Source organism: Streptomyces sp. KL116D, assembly GCF_030766975.1.
In the GTDB taxonomy this organism is placed as follows: Bacteria; Actinomycetota; Actinomycetes; order Streptomycetales; family Streptomycetaceae; genus Streptomyces; species Streptomyces longispororuber_A.
Window position 1 is genome coordinate 181,612 of record NZ_JASERH010000095.1, and the last position, 13,553, is coordinate 195,164.

The window sequence follows — 13,553 nt, forward strand, 5'->3', positions numbered from 1 at the left end:
GGTTGACGCGTCCATTGGTCTATGCCACCTTTCTCCACCACCAGAGGTCACCTGACCAGTTGCCAACTGGTCAGGTCCGGCTCCCAGAGGTGAACCGTGAAGCTCCGCTTGCTCGCCGGTCTGTCCGCGCTCGTCGCGGTGGCCGGGCTCAGTGCCTGCAGTTCGTCCGACTCCGCCGACGGTGGGTCCGGGGACGGCGGCCGGACCCGCATCGACGTGTGGCTGATGCGCGACAGCGTGTCGGCCGCCTTCCAGAAGGACTTCGAGAAGGGGTTCGAGGCCGCCCATCCGGACATCGACGCGCGGATCCAGATCCAGGAGTGGGACGGCATCGGCGAGAAGGTCACGGCCGCCCTCGCCAGCAACGACGCCCCCGACGTCATCGAGACCGGCAACACCCAGGTCGCCCAGTTCGCCCAGAGCGGCGGCCTCCAGGACCTGACCGACAAGGTCGACGACCTCGGCGGCAAGGACTGGCTCAAGGGCCTCGCCGAGCCCGGCGCCTACGAGGGGAAGCAGTACGGCATCCCGTACTACGCGGCGAACCGCGTCGTCGTCTACCGCACCGACCTCTTCGAGAAGGCCGGCATCGACGCGACCGCCATCAAGACCCGCGACCAGTGGATCGCGGCGACCCGCAAGCTCAACAAGGGGAAGCAGCAGGGCATCTATCTGCCGGGCCAGAACTGGTACACGCTCTCCGGCTTCGTCTGGGACGAGGGCGGCGACCTGGCCACCGAGACCGGCGGCACGTGGAAGGGCGCCCTGGACACGCCCGAGGCACTGCGCGCCATGGCCTTCTACGAGAAGCTCCAGGCCCTCGGCAAGGGACCCAAGGACTCCGACGAGGCGCAGCCGCCGCAGGCCGAGGTGATGGCCAAGGGGCAGGTCGCGCAGGTCGTCAGCGTGCCCGGCGGCGCCGCGGTCGTCGCCCAGAACAACCCCGAACTCAAGGGCAAGCTGGGCTTCTTCCCGATCCCGGGCAAAACGGCCGACACCCCGGGCGCGGTGTTCACCGGCGGCTCCGACCTGGTGATCCCCGCCGTCTCGCAGCACCACGACGCCGCGTACGCCTTCGTCAAGGAACTCACCGGCGACGCCTGGCAGCGCAAGCTCGCCGTCGCGATGAGCTACGTCCCGAACCGGACGACGCTGGCCGACGCCGTGGCGAAGGATCCGGGCGCCTCGGCGATGGCGGTCGGCGCGGCCGTCGGACACGCGACGCCGAACACGCCGGGCTGGGCGGCCGTCGAGGCGAAGAACCCGATCAAGGACTACATGACGGCGGTGCTGGCCGGCGGCGATCCGGCGCGCGAGGCGGCGAAGGCGTCCGACGCCATCACCTCCGCGATGACCTCCGGTTCCTGACCACCCGCTTCCCCGAAAGGAGTGTGCGCCGTGCCGGTCGTCCGCGAGCGGACCACGCCCCCCGCCCTCACCCGGCCGCCCCGGCGCCCACCGGGTCCGCACCGCCGCCCCACGATGTCGGGCGCCTGGCCCTACCTGCTCGTCGCGCCCGCCGTCCTCGGCATGCTCTACCTGCTCGTCTATCCGCTGGCCCGGGCCGTCCTGATCTCCTTCCAGGACTTCGGTCTGCGCCAACTCATCCTCGGCGACGCGCACTTCACCGGCTTCGACAACTACACGACCCTGCTCTCCGATCCGCGGTTCTGGACGGTGGTGCGCCGCACGTTCCTGTTCATGGCCGTCAACGTCGCCCTGATCATGGTCCTGTCGACGCTGGTGGCGCTGATGGTGGAGCGGCTCGGCCGGTTCGGCCGCACGGCGGTGCTCAGCGCGCTCGTCCTGACCTGGGCGATGCCGGTGGTCGCGGCGACCACCGTCTTCCAGTGGCTGTTCCACTCCGAGTTCGGGATCGTCAACCACGCCCTGACCGGCCTCGGCTTCTCGTCGTTCGACGGGTATCCGTGGCTGGCGCACGGCCCGGCGGCCTTCACCATCCTGGTGGCCCTGGTGGTGTGGCAGTCGGTGCCGTTCGCGGCGATCACCCTGTACTCGGCGCTGACGACCGTGCCGGCCGAACTGTACGAGGCGGCCCGGATCGACGGGGCGTCCGGGCCGCGGATCTTCCGCTCGGTCACCCTGCCGATCGTGCGGCCGATCTTCATGCTGGTGCTCTCCCTCGAAGTGATCTGGACCTTCAAGGCGTTCGTGCAGATCTGGGTGATGACCAGGGGCGGCCCCGGCGACGCGACGACGATCCTGCCGGTGTACGCCGTGCAGACGGCGCTCGCGGGACAGCGCTACGACCTGGGCGCGGCCGCGTCGATGGTGACGGTGCTGCTGATGTCCGGGGTGCTCGTCGCCTACTTCCGGCAGATGTTCCGACAGGAGAACGAGCTGTGACGCCACCGGCCGCCCTGCGCCGCCTCCCGCTGAACGCCGCCGCCACGGTGACGGTGGTCCTCTGCCTCTTCCCCGTGTACTGGATGGTCGCGACGGCCTTCAAGCCGTCCCGGGACATCCAGTCGGAAAACCCCCAACTGCTGCCGCAGAGCTGGACGCTGGACCACTTCCGGCGGGCGATCGACGCGGACGGCTTCGGGCTGTTCTGGCGCAACAGCGTGCTGGTCACGCTGGGCGCCGTGGCGCTCGCCCTGCTGGTCGCGCTCGGCGCCTCCTTCGCGGTGGCACGGATGCGCTGGCGCGGGCGGCGGCAGTTCATGCTGATGGTGTTCGTCGCGCAGATGGCGCCGTGGGAGTCGCTGATCATCCCGGTGTACATCATCTCGCGGGACACCGGCATGCTCGACCGGCTGCCGACGCTGACCCTCGTCTACTTCATGATGACGCTGCCGTTCACGATCGTCGTGCTGCGCGGGTTCATCGCGACGATCCCGGCCGAGCTGGAGGAGTCGGCGCAGGTCGACGGGTGCACCCGGCTCGGGGCGTTCCGGCACGTGGCGTTCCCGCTGCTCGCGCCGGGGCTGATGGCGACGTCGCTGTTCGGCTACATCACGGCGTGGAACGAGTTCGCCTACGCCAACTTCCTGATCATCAAGGAACAGGACCACCGCACGCTGCCGGTGTGGCTGTCCTCGTTCCACAACACGTTCGGCACCGACTGGGGCGCCACGATGGCCGCCTCCACGCTGTTCGCCCTGCCCGCCCTGGTCGTCTTCCTGCTGCTGCAGCGGCACGTGACGTCGGGGTTCGCGGCCGGCGCCGTCAAGGGCTGAGCCCGCTCCCCCGGAATACTGGAGATCCACCGTGCCCGCACACCGGCCCTCGCTGGTCCCCCTGCCCACCCACCTCGCCCACCGCCCGGGCCACTTCACCCTGGACGCGCACACCACCGTCCGGGTGTCCCCGGGCGCCGGGCCCGCCGCCGATCTGCTCCGCACCCTGCTGGCCCCGGCCACCGGGCTGCCCCTGTCCCCCGCCTCCGACGGTCCCTTCGTGCTCGCGCTCGATCCGGGCCTCGGCGGTCTGGGCGAGGAGGGCTACGGCCTGACGGTCGGCCCCGACGCGGTGCTGCTGCGCGCCGCGCACCTGACAGGGCTGCTCCGCGGCATCCAGACGATCCGTCAGCTCCTGCCCGTCGAAGCCCTGTCGAGCACCCCGCAGGCGGACGTCCCGTGGCGGCTGCCGTGCGTCGAGATCAGTGACGTGCCCCGGCACGGCTGGCGCGGGTTCATGCTCGACGTGGCACGGCACTTCCAGCCGGTCGGCCTCCTGCGCCGGTACGTCGACCTGCTCGCCCTGCACAAGCTGAACGTGCTGCACCTGCACCTCACCGACGACCAGGGCTGGCGGATGCCGGTGGCCGCGTATCCGCTCCTGACGGAGGTCGGCGGCCGGCGCGCCGAGCCGTTCCCGCACCAAGGGGCGTACACCCGCGAGGAGTTGACCGGTCTCGTCGCGTACGCGGCCGCGCGCGGCGTCACCGTCGTGCCGGAGATCGAGATGCCGGGGCACGTACGGGCGGCGATCGCCGCCTACCCGGAGCTCGGCACCGTGCCGGGGCGGCGGCTCGACGTGTGGCCGCGCTGGGGCGTGTGCGACACCGTGCTCGGGGTGCACGAACCGGTGCTCGACTTCTGCCGGACCGTCCTCGACGAGGTGATGGACGTCTTCCCCGCGCCGTACGTGCACATCGGCGGCGACGAGTGCCCCACCACGGAGTGGGCGGCGAGCCCGGCCGCCCGGGAGCGGGCCGCCGCCGAAGGGCTCCCGGACACCGACGCGCTGCGGGACTGGTTCCTGGGCCGGATCGGCGCGCACCTCGTCGAGCGCGGCCGGACCCCCGTGGCGTGGGCGGAGACGGGCGACGGACTGCCCGCCGACTTCACGCTGATGACGTGGCGCGAGCCCGAGCACACCCGCCTGGCCCTGAAGCGGGGCCACTCCGTGATCAGCTGCCAGCACCGGTCGGCGTACCTCGACTATCCGCAGTCCCCCGCCCCCGACGAACCGCTGGCGCAGCCCGGCGTCCTGGTCGACCTGCGCGCGGTGCACGAGCACGAACCGCCCACCGCCACCGGCACGACCGGTGAACTCCTCGGCGCGCAGGCCCACTTGTGGACCGAGTACGTCAGCACGCCCGAGCACGTCGACCACATGGTCTTCCCGCGCCTGTGCGCACTCGCCGACCGCGCCTGGCACGGCTCACCGTCCTGGCCGCACTTCCGTGACCGGCTCGACGCGCACGCCGCGCGCCTCGCCGCGCTCGGCGTGCGGCACGGGCCGCTCGACCCGTACGCCCCCATCCCCCACTGTTCCGGAAAGGAACTGCCATGAGAAGGACGATCCTGACCAGGTCCACGACGTGTGCCGTCGCCGCGGCGGCACTCGCCTGCGCGGGTCTCGTCGGCGTGCCGTCGAGCGCCGCCGCGGCCGCCGGTGACCTGGCCGTCGAGTACCACACGGGCAGCACCGGCAGCGACCAGGCGGAGCCCTGGCTGAAGGTGCGCAACACCGGCACGGCGAGCGTGCCGCTCAGCGGCGTCAAGGTCCGCTACTACTTCAAGTCCGATGCGGGCAACCCGAGTTACCGTTTCGCCTGCTCGTGGGCGGTGAAGGGCTGCGCCAACGTCACGGGCACGTTCGGGACGCTCGCCCACCCGACCGCCACCGCCGACCGCTACCTGGAGATCGGCTTCACGTCCGGCGCGGGATCGCTCGCGGCGGGCGCCGACTCCGGCGATCTGCAACTGCGCTTCTACCGGGCCGACTGGCAGTCGCTGAACCAGGCCGACGACTACTCGTTCAGCGCGACGCAGACGGCGTACGCGAACTGGTCGAAGGTGACCGCGCAGCTCGACGGCGCCACGGTCTGGGGCACGGCGCCCGAGGGCAACGACCCGACCGACCCCACCGATCCCACGGACCCGACCGACCCGCCCGCCGACGGAGCGACGCTCTTCGACGACTTCGACTACACCTCGTACAACGACCCGAAGATCGCGGCCAACGGCTGGAGCGTCCGGTCGAACTCCGGCGGACCCGGGGTGCCGGGCGCGACGTGGGCGCCGCAGAACGTGACCTTCCCGACCGTGTCCGGCAACTCCGTGATGAACCTGGAGACGTCGACGGCCGGCACCGGCGAGAGCACGAAGCAGACCGAGGTCCTCACCAAGGCGACCAAGTTCAGGAACGGGACGTACGCGGCGCGCGTGAAGTTCGCGGACGCGCCGAAGAGCGGCCCCGACGGCGACCACCTCGTGCAGACGTTCTTCACCATCAACGACCTCAAGGCGCCGATGGCCGACGACTACGCCGAGTACGACTTCGAGTACCTGCCCAACGGCGGCTGGGGCGAGCCCTCGAACATCCTGTACACGACGTCCTGGGAGACCTACAACCCGGACCCGTGGCAGGCCGTCAACCAGCACACCGAGAGCCGGCAGAGCTACGCGGGCTGGCACGACCTGGTGCTCACCATCGACAACAGCTCGATCCGCTACTACGTCGACGGCCAGCTGTTCGGCACGCACGACGCCGCGTACCTCCCCGAGCGGCCGATGTCGATCAACTTCAACCAGTGGCTGATCGACCTGGCGGGCCTCACGAGCACCACACCGCGCGCCTATGACCAGCAGGTCGACTACGTCCTGCACGTCAAGGACCAGGTGCTCACCCCGGCGCAGGTGGCGGCGAAGGTGACCGCCTACCGGTCGGCGGGCACCGCCTTCGAGGACACCGTGCCGTCGTCCTGATCCGCCGGCAGGAGGGGAGCCCGCGCGCCCCACACGCGCAGGCTCCCCGGTGGTGCTTCCCTCCCCGGGCGGTCGACTGGGAGTGGTCGGCCGCCGTGCCCCGGAGTCTGCCGTGCGGCGACCGGGACTTCATCCCGCACCCGCACGTTTCGGTAACCTTGTGTGTTGAATCAGTGGCGAAATGTGACGGAAGGGAAGCGTCAAGACCCTTGCGCCAGGCCACGGCCGGGGAGCGGAAACGGCCGTCTGGCGTGATCCGTTCGACGCAACTAAGGCCGGATCTCTGTCTCCGGCAAGCGCTCTCCACACCGTCCGCAGAACAGCGCGGAGGGGTCATCGGCGGCCCGGCCGCACTCCGCGCAGACCCGGGGCAGCAGACAGGGCGCCTCCCCGCCCTCCGCCCGCACGGCGTTCTCGGCCCGCCGGATGGTCATGCCGGGCCGTCGGCGGTGCGCGGTCACGTACACCAGGCCGTCCTCGCCGGCACTGACCGCGCGCCGTTCGCCGCGCGGCACGAAGAGGAGGGTGCCCGGGGCCAACTCCTCGTCGGTTCCGGCCCGGTGGAGCGTGCCGTGCCCCTCGACGACGACGAGCAGGACGTCGAGGTCGCTCTCCACGTACGCGTCACCGCGGGCGCCCGGCCGCAGCCGGATGACGTTGGAGTCGAGCTGGCGGGCAGCGCCCTCCAGGCGCCACAGGGCTCCGGTCGCGTCCGGGGCGGCGGCGGCCAGGACATCGGCAAAGGTGATACGGGCAGCGGGCATCGTTCTGGTTCCTCCGTCGGGTTCAGCCGAACGGCAGCCTACGGAGTCCGGCGACGCGCAGCAGCCTGGCGAGGCCCAGGCAGCCGACCGCCATGGCCGTCGCGCCCGCGGCGAGTGCGGCGGCGGCGACGACCCGGCAGGTCGGTGGTCTAGCTCACCCGGACGGCTCCGTCCGTGCGTTCAGGAAGTCGAGGACCGGGGGCGTGGCCTCGTCGGCGAACTCCTCGAAGTAGGCGTGGCGGCCGTTGGGGATGAGGAGGGTGCGGGCGGCCGGGATGCGGGCGGTGAGGAGCGGGGCGTTCGCGGTGGGGTTGAACGCGTCGTCGGTGCCGTGCACGACGAGGGTCGGGGCGGTGATGCGGGGCAGCGCGTCCCAGGCGTCGTGGCGGGCGCTGGCGCGCAGGTGGCGGCGGCGGGCGTGCGCGGGCATCGCCGGGTCGCCGAGGGTGGCGAACGGGCCGGGGTGCGCGGCGACGTACGCGGGTGTGTACATCAGGTCGAGGAGCGCGGCGCGGGAGACCTTCGGGTCCGGGTCGGCGAGGGCCCTGCGGACGTCGGGGCCGCGCTCGATGCCGTGCGGGGCGCCGGGCGAGGTGCAGCCGAGGACGAGGCGGTCGACGCGCGCGGCGTGGTCGGCGGCGAGCCACTGGGCGACGCGGCCGCCCATCGAGGTGCCGTAGACGTGGGCGCGGTCGATCCCGGCGTGGTCGAGGACGGCGACGGCGTCGCGGGCGAAGTTCTCGGTGCTGTAGGTGTCCGTGTCCGGGGCGTCGCTCGCGCCGGTGCCGCGCCAGTCCATGACGACGGTGGTGAAGGCCGCTTCGAAACGCTCCCGCACCGGGTCCCACCAGCGGTGGCTGTTGGACTGACCGGCCAGGAGCAGCAACGGGGCGCCGCTGCCGCGGAGTTGGTAGTGGAGCGCGGCGCCGTCGGCCGCCTGTGCGTGGACCATGGTCGCCGATTCTCCCCCATCGCAACTACCTCTGCTCAAACGGTGGACTCCCCAACACCGCTCTGCAATTCTCCAACAACTGAACGCAAGAAGACGACTCCATGAGGAGAGAACATGGTGGGACAGTGCGTGCACAGAGCCGGGGCGAGAGGCGGGTGGCGCGGACTCTCGGTCGTTCTGCTGGCGCTCGCCCTCGCGTTCCTCGGCCTGCCCGGCGTCGGGGGCGCGCGGGCCGCGGGCGGACCGAACCTCGCCGCGGGCGCGACCGCGAAGGCGAGCAGCGCGAAGGACGGGTACGGGGCGGCGAACGTCACCGACGGCAACGCCTCGTCGTACTGGGAGAGTTCGGGCTCCGACCTGCCGCAGTGGGTGCAGGTCGACCTGGGCGGGGCGGCCCGCGTGGACGAGGTGGTGCTGCGGCTCCCCGGCTCGTGGGAGAGCCGCAGCCAGACCCTTTCGGTGCAGGGCAGCGCCGACGGCACCTCGTTCGACACGCTCAAGTCGTCGGCGTCCTACGCCTTCTCGCCCGGCTCGGGCAATACGGTGACCGTGTCGTTCGCGGCGGCGCAGACCCGTTTCGTGCGGGTCGTGGTGAGCGCCAACACGGGCTGGCAGGCTGCCCAGTTGGCGGAGCTGGAGGTGCACGGCGCCGCCGAGTCGTCGGTGAACCTGGCCCGCGGCAAGGCGTTCACGGCGAGCTCCACGACGCAGACGTACGCGGCGGCGAACGCCGGTGACGGCGATCCCGCGAGCTACTGGGAGAGCAGGAACGACGCACTGCCGCAGTGGGTCCAGGTCGACCTGGGCGCGTCGGTGCGGGTGAACCGGGTGGTCCTGCGGCTGCCCTCCGGCTGGGAGACCAGGACGCAGACGCTCACGCTGCGCGGCAGCACGAACGGCACGGACTTCACGGACCTGGCCGCGTCCAAGGCGTACGAGTTCAGCGCCTCGGGGCAGCAGGCGCAGACGCTGTCGTTCGACACGGTGACGACCCGGTACGTGCGGGTCCTCGTGACCGCGAACAGCGTGCAGAAGGCGGGCCAGCTCGGCGAGTTGGAGGTGTACGGCCCGACGTCCGGCGACACCGAGGCCCCGTCCGCACCCGGCGGTCTCGCCTACATCGAGCCCGCGACCGGTCAGATCAAGCTGACCTGGCAGGCTGCGACCGACAACGTCAAGGTCACCGGCTACGACGTGTACGCCGACGGACAGCTGCGCGCGTCGGTCGACGGCGACACCCTCACCTACACCGACACCCAGCCCGCCTCGGCGACGCTCACGTACTACGTGCGCGCCAAGGACGCGGCCGGGAACCAGTCGGCCAACAGCAACACGGTGACCCGCAAGGGCGATTCGGGCGACACGCAGGCGCCGACGGTTCCCGGGAGCCTCGCCTTCACGGAGGCGACCAAGGGCCAGGTCAAGCTGACCTGGCAGGCGTCGACCGACAACGTGAAGGTCACCGCGTACGACGTCTACGCCAACGGCACCCTGCTCAAGTCCGTGGCCGGGGACGTCACTTCGTACACCGACACCCAGCCCGCGTCGGCGACGGTGACGTACACCGTGCGCGCGAAGGACGCGGCGGGCAACCAGTCGTCGAGCAGCAACTCGGTGACCCGCAACGGCTCGACGACGGAGTCGGCGAACCTCGCGGCGGGCAAGCCGGCCACCGCGTCGTCCTCGGTCTTCACGTACGTCGCGGCGAACGCGGTGGACGACGACACCAGCACCTACTGGGAGGGTGGCGCGGGCAGCTACCCGAACACCCTGACCGTGAAGCTGGGCGCGAACGCGGACGTCTCCTCGCTCGTCCTGAAGCTGAACCCGGACGCCGCGTGGTCGGCCCGCACCCAGAAGATCGAGGTGCAGGGCCGCGAGCAGAAGGCGTCGGGCTTCACGACGCTGGTCGCGGCGAAGGAGTACGCCTTCGACCCGGCGAGCGGGAACAAGGTGACCGTGCCGGTGACGGCACGCGTCGCGGACGTCCGTCTCGTCGTCACCGCCAACTCGGGAGCCCCGGCTGGGCAGTTGGCCGAGTTCCAGGTGCTGGGCGAGCCGGCGCCGAACCCGGACCTCCAGGTCACGGGCATCACGTCGAAGCCCGACGCGCCGGTCGAGTCGGACCGGATCACACTGTCGGCGACCGTGCGCAACGCGGGCACGGAGGCGGCCGACGCGACCGATCTGGACTTCACCCTCGGTGCGCAGAAGGTCGGCTCGGGTTCCGTGGGCGCGCTCGCGGCGGGCGCCACGGCGACCGTCAGCGCGGACATCGGGGCACACGAGGCGGGCACGTACCAGGTCGGGGCGGTCGTCGACCCGAGCGGTCTGGTCGTCGAGCGCGACGAGGCCAACAACACCTACACCAGCCCGGCGGGTCTCGTCGTCAAGCCGGTCACGAGCGCCGACCTGGTCGCGTCCCCGGTGTCCTGGTCGCCGAGCGCACCGGCCGAGGGAGACCAGGTCTCCTTCTCGGTCGCGCTCAAGAACCAGGGCAACCAGGCGAGTTCGGGCGGCGGCCACGGCATCACGCTCACCGTCGCCGACTCCGGCGGCACGGTCGTGAAGACGCTCACCGGCTCGTACGACGGGGCGATCGCGGCCGGTGACACCACGGCGCCGGTCAAACTGGGCACGTGGACGGCGGGCAAGGGCAAGTTCACGGTGAAGACCGTGATCGCCGACGACGGCAACGAGCTGCCGGTCAAGCGCGCCAACAACACGTCGTCGCAGCCGCTGTTCGTCGGACGCGGCGCGAGCATGCCGTACGACATGTACGAGGCGGAGGACGGCACGGTCGGCGGCGGCGCGAAGGTCGTCGGCCCGAACCGCACCGTCGGTGATCTCGCGGGCGAGGCGTCGGGCCGCAAGGCCGTGACGCTCGAATCCACCGGCAGCTACGTCGAGTTCACCACCAAGGCGCCGACGAACACGCTCGTCACGCGCTTCTCGATGCCGGACGCGGCGGGCGGCGGGGGCAGGAACTCGACGCTCAACGTCTACGTCGACGGGAAGTTCCTCAAGGCCATCGACCTGACGTCGAAGTACGCCTGGCTGTACGGCTCGGAGACCGGTCCGGGGAACTCCCCGAGCGCGGGCGCGCCGCGCCACATCTACGACGAGGCGAATCTGCTGCTGGGCACGACCGTGCCACAGGGCAGCAAGGTGCGGCTGCAGAAGGACGCCGCGAACGACTCCACGTACGCGATCGACTTCGTGAACCTGGAGGAGGCCACCGCGCTGCCCAACCCGGACCCGGCGGCGTACGCCGTCCCGGCCGGGTTCTCGCACCAGGCCGTGCAGGACGCGCTGGACAAGGTGCGGATGGACACGACGGGCAAGCTCGTCGGCGTGTACCTGCCGGCCGGTGACTACGAGACGTCGAACAAGTTCCAGGTGTACGGGAAGGCGGTGAAGGTGGTCGGCGCCGGTCCGTGGTTCACCCGGTTCCACACGCCGTCGTCGCAGGAGAACACGGACGCGGGCTTCCGGGCGGAGGCCAGTGCGAACGGGTCGACGTTCGCGCACTTCTCCTTCTTCGGGAACTACACGTCACGGATCGACGGCCCGGGCAAGGTGTTCGACTTCTCCAACGTCGCGAACATGACGATCGACGACGTGTGGAACGAGCACACGGTCTGCCTGTACTGGGGTGCGAACACCGACAACGTCACCATCAAGAACTCCCGGATCCGGGACACGTTCGCCGACGGCGTCAACATGACGAACGGCTCGACGGACAACCACGTCGTCAACAACGAGTCGCGGGCGACCGGCGACGACAGCTTCGCGCTGTTCTCGGCGATCGACGCGGGCGGCGCGGACGAGAAGAACAACGTGTACGAGAACCTGACGTCGCTGCTGACGTGGCGGGCGGCCGGGATCGCGGTCTACGGCGGGTACGACAACACGTTCCGCAACATCCTGATCGCGGACACGCTCGTCTACTCCGGGGTCACCATCAGCTCCCTCGACTTCGGGTATCCGATGAACGGCTTCGGCACGGAGCCGACCACGCTGGAGAACACGTCGATCGTCCGCTCGGGCGGCCACTTCTGGAACGGGCAGACGTTCCCGGGCATCTGGATGTTCTCGGCGTCGAAGGTGTTCCAGGGGATCCGCGTCGACGACGTCGACATCGTCGACCCGACGTACAGCGGGATCATGTTCCAGACCAACTACGTAGGAGGTCAGCCCCAGTTCCCGATCAAGGACACGATCCTGACGGACGTCACGATCACCGGTGCGCACAAGAGCGGCGACGCGTACGACGCGAAGTCCGGCTTCGGGGTCTGGGCGAACGAGATGCCGGAGTCGGGCCAGGGCCCGGCGGTCGGTGAGGTCACCTTCCACAACCTGAAGCTGGGCGACAACGCGGTGGACGTGCGCAACACGACGTCCACCTTCAAGATCAACCTCAACCCCTAAAGGGTCCCTGGTTCCATTACCGACCCCTCGCCTGTTACTGTTGCGGCACGCGCTAACGGGACTCCCATCCCGTTAGTGCGTGTCACAGGCTACAACTGGCGCACTCTTCAAGGGGTTTGACATGGAATACCGACAGCTGGGGACGTCCGGCCTCAAGGTGCCCGCACTGAGCTTCGGGGCCGGCACCTTCGGCGGACGCGGCCCCCTGTTCTCCGCCTGGGGCGACGTCGGGCTCGACGAGGCGCGGCGCATGGTCGACCTGAGCCTGGACGCCGGGGTCACCCTGTTCGACACGGCCGACGTGTACTCGGACGGGGCCTCCGAGGAAGTACTGGGCGCCGCCCTCAAGGGGCGCCGCGACCGGGCCCTGATCTCGACGAAGGCCGCGCTCCCGACGGGCGAGGGGCCGTACGACGCCGGGGTCTCGCGCTCGCGCCTGATCCGGTCGGTCGAGGCGGCGCTGCGGCGGCTCGACACGGACCACATCGACCTGTTCCAGCTGCACGCCTACGACGCGAGCACCCCCGTCGAGGAGGTTCTCTCGACCCTGGACGACCTGGTGAAGGCGGGCAAGATCCGCTACACCGGCGTCTCCAACTACGCGGGCTGGCAGCTGATGAAGGGGCTCGCCGAGGCGGAGAAGCACGGCCGGCCGCGATTCGTCGCGCACCAGGTGTACTACTCGCTCGTCGGCCGTGACTACGAGTGGGAGCTGATGCCGCTCGGCCGGGACCAGGGCGTGGGCGCCGTGGTCTGGAGTCCGCTCGGCTGGGGGCGCCTGACGGGCAAGATCCGGCGCGGACAGCCGCTCCCCGCGGACAGCCGGCTGCACCGGACGGCGCAGTTCGGGCCGCCGATCGAGGACGAGCACCTGTACCGGGTGGTCGACGCGCTCGACGAGATCGCCGAGGAGACCGGCAGGGCCGTCCCGCAGATCGCGATCAACTGGCTGCTGCGCAGGCCCACCGTCTCGACCGTGCTCATCGGGGCGCGCAACGAGGAGCAGTTGCAGCAGAACCTCGGCGCCGTCGGCTGGGAGCTCACTCCGGAGCAGGTGGCGAGGCTGGACGCGGCGAGCGACGTGAAGGTGCCGTACCCCTACTACCCGTACCGGATCCAGGACGGTTTCCGGCAGTTGAACCCGCCGACGGTGTGAGCCTCGACCGCGCGAGCGACAGCCGCACGAGGATGTCAACCCAAGGTTGACACCCCGCGACTGTCAACCTA

The 13,553-nt window shown here is 70.6% G+C and carries 9 protein-coding genes; 7 read left to right on the top strand and 2 right to left on the bottom strand.

Annotated features, from left to right (window positions below; all coding sequences use genetic code 11):
• Positions 1-96: 96 nt before the first annotated feature.
• From RBJ77_RS38405 to RBJ77_RS38425, 5 genes are read left to right on the top strand one after another with little or no spacing between them, the layout of a single operon-like run.
• Positions 97-1,368, top strand: coding sequence for an extracellular solute-binding protein (locus RBJ77_RS38405; protein ID WP_372349184.1), 1,272 nt, complete (start codon positions 97-99; stop codon positions 1,366-1,368).
• A gap of 30 nt (positions 1,369-1,398) precedes the next feature.
• On the top strand, positions 1,399-2,367 hold the full coding sequence (locus tag RBJ77_RS38410) for a carbohydrate ABC transporter permease (RefSeq protein WP_372349185.1): 969 nt from the start codon (positions 1,399-1,401) through the stop codon (positions 2,365-2,367).
• Positions 2,364-3,200, top strand: coding sequence for a carbohydrate ABC transporter permease (locus tag RBJ77_RS38415; protein WP_372349186.1), 837 nt, complete (start codon positions 2,364-2,366; stop codon positions 3,198-3,200). The genes RBJ77_RS38410 and RBJ77_RS38415 overlap by 4 nt, the downstream gene beginning before the upstream one ends.
• Before the next feature lie 31 nt (positions 3,201-3,231).
• Positions 3,232-4,761 carry a beta-N-acetylhexosaminidase gene (locus tag RBJ77_RS38420; RefSeq protein WP_372349187.1) on the top strand — a complete coding sequence of 510 codons (1,530 nt, stop codon included), beginning with the start codon at positions 3,232-3,234 and terminating at the stop codon, positions 4,759-4,761.
• On the top strand, positions 4,758-6,179 hold the full coding sequence (locus tag RBJ77_RS38425) for a cellulose binding domain-containing protein (protein WP_372349188.1): 1,422 nt from the start codon (positions 4,758-4,760) through the stop codon (positions 6,177-6,179). Before RBJ77_RS38420 ends, RBJ77_RS38425 begins: the two co-directional genes overlap by 4 nt.
• Positions 6,180-6,448: 269 nt before the next feature.
• Here the strand turns inward: RBJ77_RS38425 and RBJ77_RS38430 are convergent, their stop codons facing one another.
• The gene (locus RBJ77_RS38430) at positions 6,449-6,943 is read right to left on the bottom strand and encodes a cupin domain-containing protein (protein WP_372349189.1); all 495 of its coding nucleotides are present in this window, start codon (positions 6,941-6,943) and stop codon (positions 6,449-6,451) included.
• A gap of 154 nt (positions 6,944-7,097) precedes the next feature.
• Entirely contained in the window at positions 7,098-7,895 is a 798-nt protein-coding gene (locus RBJ77_RS38435) for an alpha/beta fold hydrolase (protein WP_372349190.1), read from the bottom strand.
• Positions 7,896-8,009: 114 nt separating this feature from the next.
• Here RBJ77_RS38435 and RBJ77_RS38440 point away from each other — a divergent pair, with 114 nt between their 5' ends.
• Both RBJ77_RS38440 and RBJ77_RS38445 read left to right on the top strand, forming a co-directional pair.
• Entirely contained in the window at positions 8,010-12,326 is a 4,317-nt protein-coding gene (locus RBJ77_RS38440) for a discoidin domain-containing protein (protein ID WP_372349191.1), read from the top strand.
• 121 nt (positions 12,327-12,447) lie between these two features.
• On the top strand, positions 12,448-13,482 hold the full coding sequence (locus tag RBJ77_RS38445) for an aldo/keto reductase (protein ID WP_372349192.1): 1,035 nt from the start codon (positions 12,448-12,450) through the stop codon (positions 13,480-13,482).
• Positions 13,483-13,553 lie beyond the last annotated feature (71 nt).

Excerpts from the sequence above, each read along its gene's own strand:
- RBJ77_RS38445 (WP_372349192.1), top strand. The coding sequence starts at position 12,448 with ATGGAATACCGACAGCTGGGGACGTCCGGCCTCAAGGTGCCCGCACTG.
- RBJ77_RS38435 (WP_372349190.1), bottom strand. The coding sequence starts at position 7,895 with ATGGTCCACGCACAGGCGGCCGACGGCGCCGCGCTCCACTACCAACTC.
- RBJ77_RS38440 (WP_372349191.1), top strand. The coding sequence starts at position 8,010 with ATGGTGGGACAGTGCGTGCACAGAGCCGGGGCGAGAGGCGGGTGGCGC.
- RBJ77_RS38425 (WP_372349188.1), top strand. The coding sequence starts at position 4,758 with ATGAGAAGGACGATCCTGACCAGGTCCACGACGTGTGCCGTCGCCGCG.
- RBJ77_RS38430 (WP_372349189.1), bottom strand. The coding sequence starts at position 6,943 with ATGCCCGCTGCCCGTATCACCTTTGCCGATGTCCTGGCCGCCGCCGCC.